Annotated in this window: 11 protein-coding genes; 2 read left to right on the top strand and 9 right to left on the bottom strand. The window is 68.5% G+C overall.

The genetic code is table 11. The features are described from left to right. Positions 1 to 321 precede the first annotated feature (321 nt). Positions 322 to 1,533, top strand: a complete 1,212-nt coding sequence (locus ACLZOT_RS32360) for a cytochrome P450 (RefSeq protein ID WP_416972675.1) — start codon at positions 322 to 324, stop codon at positions 1,531 to 1,533. 353 nt (positions 1,534 to 1,886) lie between these two features. On the opposite strand, the gene ACLZOT_RS32355 is transcribed toward ACLZOT_RS32360, so the two are convergent. Both ACLZOT_RS32355 and ACLZOT_RS32350 read right to left on the bottom strand, forming a co-directional pair. Then, positions 1,887 to 2,762, bottom strand: a complete 876-nt coding sequence (locus ACLZOT_RS32355) for a helix-turn-helix domain-containing protein (RefSeq protein ID WP_416972674.1) — start codon at positions 2,760 to 2,762, stop codon at positions 1,887 to 1,889. 327 nt (positions 2,763 to 3,089) lie between these two features. After that, complete coding sequence (locus ACLZOT_RS32350; RefSeq protein WP_416972673.1) at positions 3,090 to 6,056, bottom strand: AAA family ATPase; 2,967 nt, start codon at positions 6,054 to 6,056, stop codon at positions 3,090 to 3,092. Positions 6,057 to 6,207: 151 nt separating this feature from the next. Between ACLZOT_RS32350 and ACLZOT_RS32345 the strand changes: the two genes are divergently transcribed. Next, on the top strand, positions 6,208 to 6,642 hold the full coding sequence (locus ACLZOT_RS32345; protein WP_416972672.1) for a hypothetical protein: 435 nt from the start codon (positions 6,208 to 6,210) through the stop codon (positions 6,640 to 6,642). 1,231 nt (positions 6,643 to 7,873) lie between these two features. Here the strand turns inward: ACLZOT_RS32345 and ACLZOT_RS32340 are convergent. The 7 genes from ACLZOT_RS32340 to ACLZOT_RS32310 form a co-directional block, all read right to left on the bottom strand. Then, entirely contained in the window at positions 7,874 to 11,035 is a 3,162-nt protein-coding gene (locus ACLZOT_RS32340) for a non-ribosomal peptide synthetase (protein ID WP_416972671.1), read from the bottom strand. 77 nt (positions 11,036 to 11,112) lie between these two features. Then, positions 11,113 to 11,913: an NAD(P)-dependent oxidoreductase gene (locus tag ACLZOT_RS32335; RefSeq protein ID WP_416972670.1), complete on the bottom strand. Its 801-nt coding sequence runs from the start codon at positions 11,911 to 11,913 to the stop codon at positions 11,113 to 11,115. A gap of 113 nt (positions 11,914 to 12,026) precedes the next feature. Continuing rightward, positions 12,027 to 13,829 carry a non-ribosomal peptide synthetase gene (locus ACLZOT_RS32330; RefSeq protein WP_416972669.1) on the bottom strand — a complete coding sequence of 601 codons (1,803 nt, stop codon included), beginning with the start codon at positions 13,827 to 13,829 and terminating at the stop codon, positions 12,027 to 12,029. Then, complete coding sequence (locus ACLZOT_RS32325) at positions 13,826 to 15,031, bottom strand: pyridoxal-phosphate-dependent aminotransferase family protein (protein ID WP_416972668.1); 1,206 nt, start codon at positions 15,029 to 15,031, stop codon at positions 13,826 to 13,828. The genes ACLZOT_RS32330 and ACLZOT_RS32325 overlap by 4 nt, the downstream gene beginning before the upstream one ends. A gap of 66 nt (positions 15,032 to 15,097) precedes the next feature. Further along, complete coding sequence (locus tag ACLZOT_RS32320; protein WP_416972667.1) at positions 15,098 to 16,381, bottom strand: MFS transporter; 1,284 nt, start codon at positions 16,379 to 16,381, stop codon at positions 15,098 to 15,100. Positions 16,382 to 16,477: 96 nt separating this feature from the next. Next, complete coding sequence (locus tag ACLZOT_RS32315; protein WP_416972666.1) at positions 16,478 to 16,687, bottom strand: MbtH family protein; 210 nt, start codon at positions 16,685 to 16,687, stop codon at positions 16,478 to 16,480. A 13-nt stretch (positions 16,688 to 16,700) separates the two neighbouring features. Continuing rightward, on the bottom strand, positions 16,701 to 18,056 hold the full coding sequence (locus ACLZOT_RS32310) for a condensation domain-containing protein (protein ID WP_416972665.1): 1,356 nt from the start codon (positions 18,054 to 18,056) through the stop codon (positions 16,701 to 16,703). Between the last annotated feature and the right edge of the window lies 1 nt (position 18,057).

Below are 18,057 nucleotides of genomic sequence, written 5' to 3'. Positions count from 1 at the left end.
TTCACCCCAGCGTCAATGTCGAAAGAAGGGCCGGCGAGGCCGATCGCAATATGCGTCCAGAAGAGCGCAATAACTGTCAACCGCGCTTTGCTGGCGACACTTGACGCCAGCTCGCGGGCATCGCTAGCGTGTCTCGATATTCCATCACGAGTACAGTGCTCAACTCCCGCAGATTATTCATGATCCGGCGGGCCGTAAAGGGATGATTCGGTGTGCGATAAAGCATGCTGCCTTCGCTTTCCGGGCGGGCCAGACTATGGCGGGTGGCCAGTCGGCCTCATCCGAACTGAACACCTCGTTTGAGTTACTGGAGGATCTTCCATGCGCACTCCCGACACGACGAATCTATCTCAGCTGCTCGATCCCGAACATGCGGCGGAGCCATACTCCTTCTACGCCGAGTTGCGTTCGAAATCGCCGGTGCAGTGGGATGACTGGATGCAGACCTGGGCGGTGTTCGGCCATCCAGAAATCATCGATCTCTCGAAGAACGGGCATCTTTCTGTAGCCAGAATATCGGATTTCTACGAGAGCTTTCCCGAACAGGCCCGTGGCGATGTCGCACTACTGGCTCGCACACTGTCGGACATGATGCTGTTCAATGACCCGCCGCATCACACCCGGCTACGCCGTCTGATCAGGCCGAGCCTTTCTCCCCGCCTCGCCCGGGAACTACGCTCCCATGTCCAGGAGTTGGCAGACGAACTGCTCGACAAGGTCCTGCCGAGCGGGCGCATGGACATCATTCACGATTTCTCGGAACCGCTCAGCCGTGGCGTCATCGCGAAACTTGCAGGCGTATCCGACGACGACGCCCACCTCCTGGAGAGCTGGCAGGGGCTGTTGCATGAGTTCTTCACCCAGTCCGACTCCCAGAACGCGCGGATACAGGCACTGCGGGAGTCCTTCGACCGCACTGCCACCGCTCGCCGAAGCAGCACGGCCGACGATTTCTTCAGCCGGATGATCAGTCCCCAGCTCCGGGCAGCCGACTACACCGAGGACGAAGTCTTCGCCAACCTCCTGCTGCTCATCGACGCGGGACAGGCGACCACCACACATCTGATCGGCAACGCGGTCCTCGCCCTGTTGAACAACGACGAGCAGACTCAGCGGCTGCGCAGAGATCCTGAGCTGATCACGCCCGCCACGAACGAACTGATGAGATACGACAGTTCGGTCCAGTTCACCACTCGGAAGGCGCTCGCCGACATCGACCTCGGTGAACACCTGATCCGAGCCGGCCAGTCGGTGACCCTGGTTCTCGGTTCAGGGAATCGTGACCCCCGCCGCTACACCGACCCGGACACACTGGATGTCTCCCGACCGGCCGCCGATCACCTGTCGTTCGGGCACGGCATCCACTACTGCCTGGGCGCCTCACTGGCTCTCACCGAGATCGATGTCGCACTGCGGGCGCTGCTGCGTCGGACCACCAACTGGAAGTGCGAGGTGGCGCAGCCCGAGTGGCTCGAAAGCCTCAACTTCCGCTTCCTGGCATCCCTTCCGATCACTTTTGAGGCAATCGCCTGACTGTGGCATTCGCCTCGGCCGAAGGAGAGTTCTTTGGCACCTGATGTCGGCGCGGTGCGTCGTTTGTCGTGGCAGTGCCGGGAGGCGGCCCGATGGCGACGGACTTCGTACCGGCCCAGGCCGCAAGCACGACTCGATGGACCAGCGGTTGCCGGCGACTTCGATCAGTTTGCCGACGTCGGTTACGGCAGGGGCGTGGGCCCGGTCCTGGAAAGACAATCTCCGCAGCGCGGTCGGGCAGGACCTCGACCCGTTCCCCGCCCCACGCCATCGCCGGATCTAGCGAACTACCGGTCCTTGTTTCGCGGGTCGTTCGAAGTAGAGACGGGTGCGAGCATCACGGGGGATCCGTGTCACGACGATGCGGTGACAGCCGCTGAGGGGGAAGAGACACGCTGCCCTTGCTGCCGGTATTGCGATGGCGCGCATCCAACGTGCTTACGGAACACGCGGGCGAAATGCTCCGGGTTAGGGAAACCGCAGCGCCTACCGACTTGGGATACTGGGTCATTGTCTACCGTGAGCAGATAGCAGGCAGCTTCGATACGCAACTCGGTGAGGTATTGCAGAGGCGTCTTTCCGGTGGCTGCGGAAAAACGACGCAGGAAGTGGTACCGGCTGAGTCCTGCCTCCTTGGCAAGCTGATCAAGCGTGATGCTCGACGAGAAATTCGCGCTCATGAATGTTGTCACCGTTTGCAGCTGCTCCGGGCTAAGACCCCCGGTGCGCGGTGAGGCGTCGTGGCGTGGATGGAGTAGATATTCGGCCAGGTAGTGGGCCGCGCTCAGGTCATAGCGCTCTCCTGCACCTGTCTTCCGGGCGTGAAGTAGGGTTTGCGCCATGGATGCGACATGCGGGTCGAAGGCGCGCAGTGTCTGTAATTCCGAAACATCACGGACAGAGGCGGCGGTGTGCGTGTCCAGTGCTCGCTGAAGGACTTCTACGGAAAGCTGGATATGAACGACTTCGAACGGGAGACGTCTGGGCGGTGTCCTGCTGAGCCGGACCAGATTGTTGGGTGCGACCAGGCAGACCTCTCCAGGTCCGAGCGTGGTGCGTAGCCAACCGTGATTCTCTCGACCTTCAATTTGACACACGCCTCGTATTGGCGTGACGATGCCGAACCATTGATCCGGCAATTGGTACGTCCAGGTGTCGCTGTCGTGCCCAGCGACTCGCTCTTCCACAATGAGTTTCTGACAGGATTGATCTGGTCGTGCAATGATCACGTAGTTTTCCCTTGTGCGGGGTCGGGGAAACGAGGAGTGACAGGATCCGGGTCCGTCAGCCTCGGGGCTGCAGAGAAAAGGGGGGCGCCGACCAGACTGCACGACAGCCTCGGCCTGAAGCCGCTCGTGCGCGGGATGCTGCACCGATGCGTTACGCGTTCAATCGCATCTCGTTCGTCCATGTTCACGGTTGTTCTCTCGGCGTTTCCTCAGGTCCGATGCCAGGGCTGCAGCGCGTGACCATGCTGGCAGGAGTGATCAGCTTTTTAGGCTGTCTTGGCCGTTCAGCGGCTAAGTACAGGGAAACTGATCGCGAACCCGGTTGTGTCAGAGGGAGTCGAGGGTGCCCGTGAGGACGGCGGTGACAAGTTCGGTGCGGGAGCGCTTTCCGGTGCGGGCGAGCAGCCGGGTCAGGCGTCCGACGACCGCGTCCTCCTTGAGTCGCAGGACGGTGGCGATCTGGCGGGTGGTGAGCTGTTCGGCGAGCAGGGTGGCGAGCAGGTGGTCGTTCTCGGCTGTGGCCTGTTTGCGGCCGGGGATGGCGAGTCCGGCCTCGCGCAGCATGGTCCTGGTGTGGAAGCGCCACAGGGTGGCACCGGCCATGCCGAACAGTTCGTATGCCTCGTACAGGGACTTGCCCGAGTCCGCACCCCCGTCGGCGGCTTCCAGGAGGGTGGTCGCCGTCTCGAAGGGCAGGCCGCGGGAGCGGGCCAGGTTCACCGCCTCGCGCAGGTGGTCGCGGGCGGTGTCGGGGGCCTCCTGGCACAGGACCCGGGCCGAGGCCAGCAGGTACCTGAGCTGTGCCCGTCCGCTGCCCGTGCTGGAGGCGATCTGCCCCAGGCTTTCCACGCAGGCCGCCGCCTCGGCGGTGCGTCCGGCCTCGGCTGTCACCTCGGCCAGCGGGGCCCACAGCTCCTCTGTGCCGTAGATCTGGTCGTGCTCCCGTGCGGCGGCGAGTCCGCGGCGCAGGGTTTTCTCGGCCGCGTCCATGTCGCCGAGGGTCATGAGCACTTCTGCTTCTGACGCGTCCAGCGCGCACTGCGGCGGACTCGTGTCGGGGCCGCGCGTTTCCTCGACCATCTGCAGGGCGCTGGTGACGCGGCCCCGGGCGAGGAGGATGGCCGCGGTCCACGCGGGCATCAGAGAGTTGTCCGATACCGGGGTGGACTGGATCTCGTTGCAGGCCAGCAGCCGACGGGCCGACTCCAGTGCCCGGTCCCACCGGCCCGTGAGGTGGTCGAAGAGGAACTGGCCGAGCGGGGGCAGCACTTGCACGGTCAGGCCGGCGGTCTCCAGGAGCTTGTCGGCCGCGTCGAGGTCGTAGCCGGCGAGCAGGTCGTCGAACATGCCGCTCGCCAACGAGTACGCCTTGCCGGGCGGCAGCTCGGGGGCCTCGTGCAGGGCCAGTTCGCGCCGGTAGGGCTCCGGTCGGCCCATGGCCAGGTCGGCCATGGCTCCGAGCCGGGCGGGCACCGCACGTGCGCGTGGGCCGGTGGTCCACACGGTCTCGGTCCGCTGGAGCAGATCCGCTGCGTCCTTCCATCGTGAGAGGTAGCACAGGGCCATGGCCTGGCCACTCACCTTGGCCAGGGCGGGCACCGGCAGCCCGTCCCACCAGTAGGCGGTGGCGAGCCGGGACATCGTGGCCCAGTCGCGTTGGTTGGCCGTGGCCGCCACGACCAGATTGGCGGTCTCCTGGAGGTCGACGTCGCTCAGCGCAGGTCCCGGGTTACGCAGCAGCGATTCCCCGGCGGCCCGTCCCGTGGCGAAGTCGCAGGCCAGGTAGGCGATCCTCCCGTACTGCTGGAGGACGAGATCGCGGGTGTCGGCGTGCTCGGTCAGGTCACGGGCCGCCCGCAGCCACAGCAGAGCCCGCCCGTCACCGGTGCCGGGTCTCATCCGCCATGCGGCAGCCGTCAGTTCGGCCACCGCACGCTCCCGGTCCACCCGGCTGCCCGCGTCCGCGACCCGGTCCGCCCGGTAGGCCAGAGCGTTCGCCTCGTCGAGGAGACCCGGCGCCGGGCGGATCACGCGTCCGGCGCTCTCCGCGTCCGCGTCCTTCCAGAGGATCTCGACCGCCGTGGCGGACAACCGCCTGCGGTCCACCGGGCTCAGCCGCTCCCTGACGGTGTGCTCTGTCAGCGGCAGCCGGAACGTCCAGCCCTCTGCCGTGGCGCCGTCCGGTCCGGGCACCTGGTCGAGGATGCCCGCCTCGACCAGGCGGCGGACACCGTCGTAGGCAGCGTCGACGGACAGGCCGGCCCACGCCGCGGTCAGCCGCAGGGCCGGCCGGCCGAGCGGCCCCAGGATGCTCAACGCCGCGGCGACCGCACGATACGGCTCGCCCAGCGCGTCCACTGCCATGACGAACGCGTTGTCGTCCGGCAGCACTGGTACCGGCGTCCTCGCGCCGAGGAAGGCGTGGCCGTCGGCGACCCGGATCCCGTCCCGGCGAGTCCAGCCCGCGAGCAGGGCGTCGACTGCTCCCGGGATGCCACGGGTCAACTCGCCTGCCTGCCGGGCGAGTACGGCGTCGGGCTTCGCCCGCAACCAGCGCGCGACCAGCGCGGTGACGTCATCCGGTCCCAGCGGGGACAGCTCCACCGTGCGGGCCCCCTCGATACCGGACAGCCGCTCCAGGAGCCCGGCCGAACCGTCGCGGCCCGGTGCCCGGGCATCTCCGGGCTTCCGCCCATGGCTTGCGGCGTCCGGCGTGCCCTCTCCCGTTCCCCCTGGGCCCGGCGCGACGTGCCGCACTGCGGAAACCACCAGCCGGACACCGGGCGCGAGCCGCGAGAAGTCGACCTGGCACAGCACGGCCAGGGAGTCGGGATCGGCATGCTGGATGTCGTCGACCATGATGGTGAGCGGCGTGGCCTGGGTGAGGGAAGCGCGAAGCAATGCCTGCATCGCCGTGGGGTCACGCTGGTCGACGGCGGACAGCAGCCGGGTAACCGACTTTCCGGCCGGCCGTCGTGGTGAGGCGGATCGGTGCTCTTCGAGTGCCATGACCAGCCGCAGTGCCAGCAGTAGAGGCCGTTCGCCGTCGCCGAGGACACAGTCCACCGCAAGCACGGCGGTCCCTTCCGCACGCAGCCGTCCACCGACCGCCTTCAGGAACGCACTGCGGCCCACCCCGGTTTCGCCTCGGACAAGGACCAGGCGGGGACCGTCCGGGTCGCTCAGGAAGTCGTGGCTCTGCTCCAACTCGCGCTCGCGGCCGAGCAGACTGTCGCCGGTACGGTCCAGGCGCGCGGGCGTACCCCAGCTGATCAGTTCGTTGGTCGCAGCCACTGTGCAGTACATCCTTGTTCAGAGATATGCCCGGGCGCACAGAGACACGGCCACCGGCTGTGTGCCCGCACCCGGTCTTTCGTCGGTGCGCGGACATTATGGGCGTCGTCGGCACGCCGTGAACCGCAGGCCCTGTACGCGCCAACCTCCGGTGCGCCAGGAGTGCCGCTTCCAGCCGGGTGGAAGGACGCAGAGTCGTCCAGAGGGGGAAGCGGCCCGGATCCTGCTGGTCACCGCAGAGGCCGGCACGGGCAAGACAACCGTCCCGGAGCAGGATCGGCGTACGGCAGCGCAGGCCGGCGCCGCAGTGGTGCGGCTCGACTGGGAAGACGAGGACGCCGAGGACACGGCCGACGCGACCGTCCTCGACGCGGGCCGCGGCCTGACGGTCGAGGATCCCGACGGCTGCCTGCCGAGCACAGTTGCGCGCCGCCGTGCGGGAGGGCGGGGCGAGCGTGCTGTCCGTCTTCTCCGAGGCGCTGACGCGGAGGCACCTCGCCAGACCCCGTTCGCGCTGGTTGTCGACAGTGCCGACGCTTTGGCGCCGCGCTGCGGGTCTTCCGCCCGCGAGGCATACCTGTGGTGACGGCCGGCCGGCCGAGGCCCGCGCCGTGCTGTCGGTGCTCGACGCGCTGGACAAGCAGGACCTGGTGGAACTCGACGGCCGCTCGTACCTCGCGCTTCCGGAAAAACGGCTGCGCCCGACCACCGGGGAGGCCGAGTTGCTCCGGTTCGGCCAGCCCTCGGACTCTTACCCCATCAAGGCGGCGATCGTCACCGCCCGTGTACTGGACCACGCCGAAGTGCACATCGACGACGCGTTCGCCATGCCGCCATCGGCCGACGCCCGGTCCCTTGAGCACGCCCGGGACCGCCTGATCAAGGACGGGATCCTGACCGTGGGCCCCCAGGGCCGCCTGACATTCGCCGTCCCGGCACTCACCGCGGCCTTATGGACCCTGCCCATCCAGCGCGGCCCGCGCTTCACCGGCTCACACCCCAGGACCAGCGCACCCGTGGTGTGCTCCACGAGGCGAGCAGCCCGAGCCTCCGGCACGGCGACCACGAAGGGCTCCTGGCGCTCGGTCAGCCGCTGCTCGCCCTCCTGGACCGACCGCATACCGAACGGGCCGCCTGTCCAGCATTGCCGCCGGATGGGTGTGGGCGGCCCTCACGAACACCGATCCCCTTGTCCCCTTACGCCGATGGCATCCGCCCTCGCTTCGGCAAGGTCGCCGACCGGTTCCCCGCCACGGCCGGGCTTACGGCCGGGGGCGGCCTCTACGGCACCGGCCCGCTGCCAGCACGGCCGACAGATGCCTCACGCCCCACACCACCGCATGCCGCTGCCCAAGCCCACCGAACTGAGCCGCGCGCGGCAGCACATGCAACGCCGTCGTCGAGTGCAATCCCCCTCGGTTCGGAGTCACGGTTGTACGGCTGACCGCGGCGGCTACCGGCGGGGAGCTGACGCTCGGCGCGGCGCCGGGACGGCTGGATGAGCGGAAACGCGAGATTCCCGCGCAGCCCGAGACGGCGCGGGAACAGATCACGCAGCTGACCGCCCGGCTCGACGACCTCGGCCGGGCCGCTGAGGCCGATCGCCCCGGACGGCGCGGTCTTTGACGCTGCCCGGAGCCCAGTCGAGGAGTTCCTCGAAGGTTCGGGCAACGGTCGGGGTGGGCAGGTCCCCACGGCCGCGTTCGGTCTCACGGAACTCGATGAGGGCGCTCCCCGATGCCATTGCGGACAAGCTCCTCCAGCGAGGTCGCCCATGATCCCGCGCGGAACGTCCGTCGTATGCGCCGATGGCACAGTCAGCCGACTGGTCGGTCGGCCCCCGCCGCAACGATCAGTCGGGCGGCGTTGGTGACCGAGGAGTCCAAGAAGAAGTCGGCGATCGGGACTTGCACCGTGAACACGCTCTTGAAGCGGGAGACGAGCCGCAGCGCGGCCAGGGAGTGGAAACCCAGCGCGAAGATGTCCGTCCGCAGGTCGATCGTCGGCACTTTGAGCACCTCGCAGTAGACCTCGGCGACCTTGGCTTCGAGCTCGCTGCCCTGCGCTTGCGCGGGGACGACGGGCTCGCGGCTCCGCAGCGCGAGCAAGGCTGCTTGGTCGACCTTGCCGTGCGAGGTGAGCGGGAACCGTTCAACTACTGAGATGTGAGCCGGAACCAGGTGCGGGGGAAGCCGGGTACGGACGTACGCCGCGACTGTCGCCTCGTCGGCGTACGCACCGATCAGGAACGCGACCAGCTCAAGTTCGGCCGCTGGGTCAGCCTCGGTGCATCGGGGCACGACCAGGCTGCGCTCCACGTTCGGATGGCCGTCGAGCACCGATTCGATCTCGGCGAGCTCGACCCGGTGGCCGCGCAGTTTGAGCTGGCGGTCCACGCGGCCGAGGAATTCGAGGTCGCCTTCGGCGGTCCAGCGGCCTTGGTCGCCGGTGCGGTACATACGTGCGCCCGGCTCGGCCGCGAAGGGGTCCGCCAAGAAGCGCTCGGCGGTCTGCTCGGGCCGGTCGAGGAAGCCGTCGCAGACGCCGGGGCCGGCCAGGTAGATCTCCCCTGCCACGCCGCGTCCGACCGGTGCGAGCGACGCGTCGAGCACGTAGACGGCGGCGTGCGGCATCGGCCGTCCGATCGGCAGCGCCTCGCGGTCGAAGTCGGCACCAGGCTGGTAGGTCGTGCTGGTCACCGCCGTTTCGGTGAGCCCATAGACGTTGGTGAGCGGAATCCCGAAGTCCAGCCAGCGCTGGTAGACCTCGATCGGCGCGCGTTCGCCGCCGACCAGTACTCGCCGCAAGCTGTGCGGAACGGGCACGACAGCCGGGTCGATCAGGCGCACCACTTCGATCCAGTAGGCGGTGGGGAGCTCACATATGGTGATCTCGCGCTCTCCGAGGAGGTGCAGCAGTCCCTCCGGGCCGGTCCGGCCGAGCACGCCGTCGAAGAAGACGACGCAGCCACCGGCCAGCCAGGTCGGGAAGAACTCCTCGACATGTACGTCGAAGGTCATCGCGGCGAGCTGCAGCATCCGGTCTTCCGGGCCCAGCTCGAACGTGTCCACCGCGGCACGGGTGAACGCGGTCAGGTTGAGATGGGTGACGAGGGTGCCCTTGGGCACTCCCGTCGAGCCGGAGGTGAACGGGACGTACGCGACCTGACGGCCCGGCACAGCGATGTCCTCAAGGTCCTCACCGGTCTGGGCCTCGATCGAGGAGGCAACCGCCGGATCGTCGAGGGCGAGCACCTGGTGGGCCCCGGCGAAGTCCTCGGCGAGGTCCGCGACCGTGAGCACCAAGCGGGGCGCGGTCTCGGCGAGGACGTGGGCCTTGCGGCTGTCGGGCGCGTCGGGAGCCACCGGGACGTAGGCACCGCCGGCTTTCAGTACGGCGAGCACGGCGGACGGCCAGGAGGAGCCGTGGGGCAAGGCGAGTGCCACCCGCTCGCCCGTGCGAACACCTAGCCGGCGCAGATGCCGCGCGAGCCGGTTGGCCTGGCTGTTGAGCTGTGCGTAACTGACGGGGGTACCGTCTTCGCGCTCGATGGCCGGGGCGTCCGGGCTCTGCCGGACCCGTCGCTCGAACAGCGCGTGCAGGGTGGCCGGTTCGTCCCCCGGCACGGGCCGGCCGGTGAGTTCCCGATCGGGTGCGGCGTCGGTCGACGTACGGAGTGCTCTCAGGGGGAACTCGGGGTGGGACACGGCCTCGCCGAGCAGCGCCAGGTAGCTCTCGGCCATTGCCTCGATGGTGCCCGGGTCGAACAGCTCACTGTCGTACTCGAACTGAAGGCTCAGCTCCCCCAGCGCGTCGACGGCGCTGAGGCTGAGGCGGAACCGGGCCCCGCCGTTGGACACCTCGTACAGCTCCGTCACCGAGCAGCCCGGCAGCGTGGCGTCGAACTCCGTGGACTGCTCGAAGGAGTACATCGTCTGGAAGAGCGGGGTCTCGCGCGAGGTGCGTCGGGAGTCGACCCGTTTGACGAGCTCGGTGAACGGCGCGTCCTGTGAGGAGAGCGCGTCGAAGGTACTCAGCTGGAGTTCGCGGACCAGGGAGGCGAAGGGCACGTCCGCGTCCAGCCGCAGTCGCAGCGGCATGGTGTTGGCGAACAGCCCGATGAGCGACTGGTACTCGGGCCGGGTCCGGCCGGCCAGAGGCGTTCCGATCAGCAGGTCGTCCTGACGGGTGCAGCGGGCCAGCAGCACGCCCCAGACGCCGCCGAGCATCGCGAAGGGCGTGACTCCGAGCCGCTTGGCGCAGGCGTAGGCATCGGCCCGAAGCCGCTCCGGCACCACTGTCGTGAACTCGTCTCCCCGGTAGTCCCGGGACGCTCCTGAGCCGTGATCGACCGGCAGGGCGAGGATCGTCGTCGCACCGGCCAGTTCCCGAGCCCACGCGTCGAGCACGTGGTCGTACCCGCCGTCCTCGGTGATGCGCCGCTGTTCGGCGGCGAAGTCGCGGTACTGCAGGGTGAGGTCGGGCAGATCGGGCTCGCCGCCCGCGTGCCATGCGGTGTAGAGCGCGGCGAACTCGGTCCAGAACAGACGCAGCGACCAACCGTCCGCGACGATGTGATGCATGTTGAGGAAGAGCACGTAGGCGTCGTCCTCAAGACGTAGTACGGCAGCCCGCAGCAGCGGGCCGTGCACAAGGTCGAAGGGCTCGCGAGCGGCGGTCTCGACGAACGCACGCCACTCGTCGGGCCGGGAGCGATAGTCGGACACGGGCAGCGCGAAGGGCTGCGGCGGATCGGTGATGAGGCACAGCTCGCCGTTCTCCTCGCCCACGCGGGAGCGCAGCACCTCATGCCGGCGCACGATCTCGGTCACGCAGCGCGCGGCGAGCTCCGTGTCCAGCGTGCCACGCAGGCGGATCACCATGGGTATTCCGTAAACGCTGCGGCCCGGGGCGAGTTGTTCGGCGATCCAGATCTGCTCCTGCAGGAGGGAGACCCTCGCGGTCTGTCGGTTGCCCATGGGTGCTCCGGTCGGGTGCGTGGCCTTCGGAGTAGTGGTTGGCTCGGTCATCGTGACCCGCTCTTCCTGACAGTCGGCTAGTAACCGAGTTCCCGGTCGACCAGGCCGATCGGCTCAAGGCCGTTCGCGAGTCGACGAATGTTGCGCCGGACCAGGTCGACGAAGGGTCCGAGTGCGTGATCCAGATCGCCCGCGCAGTGCGCGGTGATCACACAGGTGGGAAGGGACCACAGCGGGTGTTCCGGCGGAAGCGGCTCGGGGTCGGTGACGTCCAGGCCGGCGCCGGCGATCCACCCGGAGGTCAGCGCGCGAACGAGGTCGTCCGTGGCGACGAGCCCGCCGCGCGCCACGTTCACCAGGCACGCGTCCCGGCGCATGGACCTGAGTCTGGCCGCGTCGATCAGCCCGGCCGTGTCCGCGGTCAGCGGCGCCGCGAGGAAGACCGCACGGGCCTCGGGCAGCCATTCGTCGAGGCGATCGGGCGTGCCGACCTCGGCGCCCGCCATCGGGGCGCCGCCGCGGCTCACCACCTTGGGGCGGACCCTGAACGGGCGCAGCAGTGCGAGCAGTGCCCGGGCGACCCCGCCGCCGCCCACCACGAGAACCTCGGCGTCCGTCAGCCCGACGGCGGGGCGCGGCAGCCACGCGCCGGCCCTCGCGGAGGCGGTGCCCTGACGCAGCACGGTCAGCGCGAGCATGAGGGCGTGTTCGGCCACCAGCTCGGACTGGACGCCCACGGCCCGGCTCCAGCGGATCCGCTGGTCCATGAGCGGCAGGTAGCTTTCGACGCCGGCGCTCGCCAGTTGGACCCAGCGCACCGACGGGGCGCGCTCCAGTGCGGCTGCCAGCTCCGGGGGCCGCTCGCCGGTCCAGATCAAGCCCTGGGCCCGGGCCGGCGGAGCCAGTCGGACGCCTGAAGCACGCAGCGCTGTCATGAGATCGGCGGGCGCCGGTTCCGGAAGCACTGCCACTGGCAGGTCGGGAAGCACGGTCACCGGCCACTGCCCGGTTTACCCGCCGTCGCGCCGACCAGCGCTGCCACTCCGCGTACCGAGTACGCGTCGAAGACCTCGCGGAAACCGAGGCTGATGCCCAAGTGCGTGCGGATCCAACTGATCAGCCGCAGCATGAACAGCGAATCCCCTCCCAGGTCGAGCAGGTTGTCGAGGACACCGATCTCGTCGAGTCCCAGTAGCTCCGCCGCGGCGGCGCCGATGCGCCGCTCGATCTCACCTGACGGCGGCACGAACTCGGTGGGCAGGTCGGGCCGGCGCTTCGACGGCTGCGGAAGCTTCGCGTGGTCGATCTTCCGATGCGTCGTCAGCGGGAAGTCGTCCAGCCGGATCAGCGCTGAAGGGATCAGGTAGGCCGGCAGTTCGTCGGCGAGGAAGGAACGCAGTTCACCAGCGCTCACCGTGTCCCGGTCGGCGGTCACGTAGCCGATCAGACGCTGCTCACCCGACGCGTCCCGACCGGTCGTGACCAGGGCTTGACGCACCGCGGGGTGCCGGCCGAGGACGGCCTCGATCTCGCCTGGTTCGACGCGGTGTCCACGCACCTTGACCTGCTGGTCGCCGCGTCCGAGGAATTGCAGCCGGCCGTCGGGAAGACGGCGTACCCGATCGCCGGTGCGGTACAGCCTGGCCCCCGGGATCCCCGAGTAGCGGTCGGCGACGAACCTCTCCGCGGTGACGTCGGGTCTGTTCAGGTAGCCGCGTGCCAGCGAGTCACCGCCGATGAGCAGCTCGCCCTCGGCATCCGCGGGGACGGGTTCGAGCCGCTCGTCGACGACGAACATCCGGGTTCCGGCGATGGCATCGCCCATGGACAGCATCCCGTCCTCGGGTGCCTGTCCGGGCGGCACGCTCCAGTACGACGCGGTCGCGGTGGCCTCGGTCGGCCCGTAGACGTGCACCAGCGGAAGGCGGAAGCGGTTCCACTGCCGGACGGCTTCGGGCATGGCGCGGTCTCCCCCCATGACGACCAGGCGCAGCGACGGGGGCAGTGCCCCGCCGGTGTCCGCGAGGTGGCGGACCAGCAGGTGCCAGTGCGCGGTCTGCATCTCCAGCAGCGTGACGTCGTGCGCGGTGAGGAAGTCGAGCAGGGCCTCCACCGGGGAGAGGGCGACCCGGTCGGCCGGGAACACGCTTGTCCCGCCCTGCACGAGTGGGGGGAACAGCTCCTCCAGTGAGGCGGAGAACGCGGCGGCGGCCAGCATCAGGTAGCGGTCACGCGGCCCCATGCCGAACTCGGCACTCGCGGCGGCTGCGAGGTTCGCCAGGCCGAGATGGGTGATCATGACGCCTTTGGGCGCTCCGGTGGAACCTGAGGTGTAGATGACGCAGGCCAGATCGTCCGGGGCGGCTGCGGGGGTGTCCGGACGGGGAGACAGGCGCCCCCGGTCCGGCGCGAGCGTCGTGACGGGCAAGGTGGTCGGCTCCCCCTGCGCTCCGTCCACGATGAGGATCTTGATACCGGAGTCTGTCGCGAGGAAGCTCTTGCGCTGGTCGGGATAGTCCGGGTCGATGGGCACGTAGGCCGCTCTCGCGCGCAGCACGCCGAGAATCGCGACAAGCAGGTCGGCGGAGTGACGCATCATCACGCCGACGTGATCGCCGGGAAGCACTCCCGCCTCCGCCAGGCGTGCCGCCATGTGCTCGGCTTCGGCGGTGAGTTCGGCGTAGGTCAGCGCCCGCTGTGCGTCCTCGGTGGCGCGAGCGTGCGGCGTCGTCCTTGAGTGCTGCTCAAGCAGGTGCGGGATGAGCTTCGGCGCGTCGTTACCGTCGGCGTTCACGCAGCGGACTCCTCGGGGTCGGGCGACATCGACGTCAAGGGGCTTGCGACGGCGTCGACCTGCTCTGCCATCAGCTTCACCACGGGTGTGACGCCACTGCCCGGCAGCACCGGGGCGCCCAGGGCTGCGAGCCCGGTCTCCAGCGCGGCCAGCGCGGTGACCAGGTCGAGCGGATCGACGTGGCCGCAGTGACCGATCCGCACCACTTGGTCGGCCAGTTCTCCGTTGCCGGTGGTCAGCTGGACGCCTGTGTGCTCGACCACCGCATCGACGAGAGCTCCCGCGCCCACTCCGGGCGGCGTGAACGCGGCTGTCACGATGCCGTTGCGCGCCACTTCCGGGGTCAGCAGCCGCAGTCCGAGGCCGCGCAGGCCCGCTCTGGCCATCCGGCCGAGCTCCGAATGCCGCCGGTGGCGCCGCTCCATGCCTTCGGCGAGTACCTCTTCGAGCGCCGCGGACAGCTGGAGCAGTACGCCGACCGCCGGTGTCCAGGGGGTACGCGGGATGGGGTGGTTCAGGCTGTCGCGCGTGATCGTCCAGTCGAAGTAGTACCGCAGATGCCTGGCCTCGGCGTGCCGGCGCCAGGCGCGCTCACTGACCGAGACGAAAGAGACCCCTGGCGGCGCCATCAGCGCCTTCTGGGTTCCGCCGACCACGACGTCCAGCCCCCACGCGTCGGCCCGCATTTCGCAGCCGCCGGCCCCGGAGGCCGAGTCCACTATCGTCAGCACGTCGCGGGTCGCGCGCCCGATGGCCTCAAGGTCGGTGACGACGCCTGTGGAGGTCTCGCAGTGGACGACGATCGCCGCGACGATCTGCGGGTCGGCCGCCAGGCAGGCTTCGACGGCCGCGGGGTCCGGCTCGCAGCCCCACGCGACGTCGAGCACGACGGTCTCCAGGCCATAGGCGCGGCACAGCTCCACCCAGCGCCTGCCGAAGGCGCCGTTGTCCACCACGAGTATTTTTTCCCCCGGACTGAAGAGGTTCTGCACCGCGCTCTCGAACGCACCGGTCGTGCTGGACGAGAAGATCAGCACGTCCCCCGCGGTACCGAGCACCTGCCTGAGCCCGTCGATGATTCCGGTGAATACGCGGGCGAAGTCCGCGGTGCGCTCGTCGACCATGGGATGCGTCGCCGCCGCGATGACCGCGGGCGGCAGCGGGGTCGGACCGGGTATGGCCAATCTGTCCTTGTAGATCATCTTCCTGATTCCTTCGTGCGGCGGTGGTCCGGCTTCGTCAAAGGCTCGTTCGCGGTCGGGTACCGCTCAGCCGACCGACGGCTCCGGCTCGTTCTGCACCTGTAGTTCCGGTTGCTCGACCCTGGTCAGGGCAAGGGCGAACAGTGCCGTGCCCGCCACCGCGACCACAGCGCAGCCCACCAGCACCGGGCGCAGGCCGAAGAGGATGCCCAGGGGGCCGGCTACGGCGAAGCCGACCGGCTGGGCGATCTCCGAGGCCATCAGGTCGAAGGCGGCGACCCTGCCGAGTACCTCGCTCGGTACGGCTCGCTGCATGAGGGTCTGGAAGAACACTCCTTGCAGGCCGATCGCGCAGCCGGAGAGCAGTGCGGCACCTCCCACCACCACCGTCGGCACGCCGGAGCCGAGGGCCAGCGCTTCGAAGACGATCAGCGGTGGCAGCCACGCGATGAAGACCGCCGGTCGCCTCGGCTTGATCCGCGCGGCGGTGAACTGCGCGCAGACCACGCCGATGGTCATGCAGGTGCCGATGACGCCCCAAGCCGCGGGACCGCCCAGGTAGGTGTCGGCCACCAACGGGCCGAGGACCGCGAGGGGAGCCAGCAGGACCAGCGAGAACAACGTCCACTGCAAGGTGAGCAGCCACAGCCAGGGGCGCATGTGGAACTCCCGCCAGCCTTGCTTCAGCTGCGTGAGTGTCCCGCCTTCTTGATCCGGCTCGGCTTCGCTCCTGGCAGGGATCTTGGCGAATATGAGACTGAGAGTGATGAGCAGCATCAACGCGCTCTCCACCAGGAAGGCGGCTCCCGAACCGTACGCCGCCACGACCACTCCTGCCGCGGCAGGGGCCACCGTCAGGCCCAGCGAAGAAAAAGTGCCGACCAGCGCGTTGGCCTCGTCCAGGTCGTCTCTCGCGACGACGTCCGGCATGATCGCCATGCTGGCCGGACCGAACAACGCGTCAGCACTGCCGTACACGACCGCCAGGGCGAAGAACCAGGCGAGGGTCGCGGTGTCCGTGAGCAGTCCTATCGCCAGGGTCGCCGCCGCGGCCAGGCGCACGATCGACGAAACGATGAGCAACGGGGCACGCGGGAAGCGGTCCGCCGCGACGCCGGCGAACAGCGACAGGACGAGGGAGACCGCTGCCTGAACTCCGAGGACAAGGCCGAGGTCGCTCGCGGAACCGGTGGTGTGCAGGACACCGAAGCTCTCCGCGACCGGCAGGAAGCCGTTGGCCATGCTGGAGCCCAGCCGGGCGGCCAGCAAGGAGGCGAACTGTCGGTCGGCCAGCAGCTTTCTGCGTTTGCCTCGGCGTTTTCGTTCGCCGGAGACCCCTACATCGCTCATTGCTTCTCTTTCCGCGCGTGCTGGTTTCAGGTCCCGGCACGAGGGCTGGGTGATGGTTTCTTCACGGTCGGCCGGCGGTGCCCCGCCGAGGGGTCCTCAAGAGGTCGTCGCCTCGACCAGGGACTTGGGCCGCATGTCCGTCCAGTTCCGTTTCACGTACTCCAGGCAGTCGTCTCGCCCGGCTTCGCCGTGTACTGCGGTCCAGCCCTTGGGCACGGTGATGGCGGCGGGCCACAAAGAGTGCTGGCCCTCGGCATTGACCAGCACCAGGTACACGCCGTCTTTGTCCTCGAACGGATTCGCCACTGCTTTCACTCCCTTAGGTAAGTTGTCGTCGTTCGACTGTGCTGATCGGCGCATCCGGGTCCGCGGCAAGAGCGGCCAGAATCCGCCGGTAACCGTCGGCCACGCGTTGCGCGGTCTCCCGTTCGAACAGGTCTTGCTGGTATTCCAGGAACGCGTTCATCCCGGCCGGCTCTTTGTCCGGGCCGAAGTTCTCCTGCAGGCTCAATGTCAGGTCGAACATGGAGCTGCCGGCGTCGATGTCCAACGGCACGTCGGTCAATCCGTCGAGCTTGAGCCCGGCGTCGGTGTTGTTCTGAAGGGTGAACATGACCTGGAAAAGCGGGTGACGGGTCCGCGAGCGGGCCGGATTGAGTGCCGTGACCAGGCGGTCGAAGGGGATGTCCTGGTTGTCGTAGGCATCGAGGGCGACGGCCTGGACCCGCTTGACCAGGTCTCGCAGACTCGGGTCGCCGGAGACGTCGACGCGGAACACCAGCATGTTGACGAAGTAGCCGACGAGATCGGTCAGCGCGTCATCCGTGCGGCCGGCCACGGGTGAGCCGATCGGAATGTCGGTGCCCGCGCCGAGTTCGCTCAGCAGCGCCGCGAACCCGGCCTGCAGCACCATGAACATGGTCGCGTTCTCGGTGCGGGCGATCTCGGTCAGTGCCGTGTGCAGACCGGCGTCGAGGGTGAACTCGATCGTGTCCCCGGCGAAGTCGGACATCGGCCTGCGCGGGTGGTCCACCGGCAACCGCAGTTCCTGGGGCATGCCGTCGAGCACCGAACGCCAGTGTGCGAGCTGTCTCGACGCCAGGCTGTCCGGGTTCTCCTCGCTGCCCAGCAACCGCCTCTGCCAGAGTGCGTAGTCGGCGTACTGGACAGGCAGCGGCGGCATGTCCGGCTCGGCGCCACGGCGCCGCGCCGCGTAGGCCCGGGCGAGGTCTCGGGTGAGCGGCTCCAACGACCAGCCGTCGCTGACGATGTGGTGCATCGATATGAGCAGCACGTGCTCCTGCGGCCCCAGTGCGAACAGCCAGGCCCGAAGGGGCAGGTCGCTCACAAGGTCGAACGGGATTTCCGAGGCTTCGTACATCGCCTCGTACACGTCTTCCTCGGCAAGCTCCTCGTATTCCGGTCCCACCGCGCATTCCGAGATGTCCAGGACAACCTGGTGCGGCTCGCCCTTGCCGTTCCGGAACACCGTGCGAAGCGATTCATGTCGCTGCACGACGTCTCGCAATGCCTCTTCCAGGGCTTTTCTGTCCAGCTGCCCTGTCAGGCGCGAAGCGAGCTGCATGGTGTACATCGAACTGCCCGGATTCATCTGATGGACGAACCACAGTCCGAGTTGCCCGAACGACAGAGGGATTCGGCTCGGCTCAGTCATT

This window comes from Streptomyces sp. 4F14 (assembly GCF_048159485.1).
Classification (GTDB): Bacteria; Actinomycetota; Actinomycetes; order Streptomycetales; family Streptomycetaceae; genus Streptomyces.
The sequence above is the reverse complement of the archived record's forward strand: the minus strand, read 5'-3'. Positions and strand labels throughout refer to the sequence as shown.

Coding starts and splice junctions, on each gene's coding strand:
- ACLZOT_RS32360 (WP_416972675.1), top strand. CDS start 322: ATGCGCACTCCCGACACGACGAATCTATCTCAGCTGCTCGATCCCGAA.
- ACLZOT_RS32340 (WP_416972671.1), bottom strand. CDS start 11,035: ATGGGCAACCGACAGACCGCGAGGGTCTCCCTCCTGCAGGAGCAGATC.
- ACLZOT_RS32325 (WP_416972668.1), bottom strand. CDS start 15,031: ATGATCTACAAGGACAGATTGGCCATACCCGGTCCGACCCCGCTGCCG.
- ACLZOT_RS32320 (WP_416972667.1), bottom strand. CDS start 16,381: ATGAGCGATGTAGGGGTCTCCGGCGAACGAAAACGCCGAGGCAAACGC.
- ACLZOT_RS32310 (WP_416972665.1), bottom strand. CDS start 18,056: ATGACTGAGCCGAGCCGAATCCCTCTGTCGTTCGGGCAACTCGGACTG.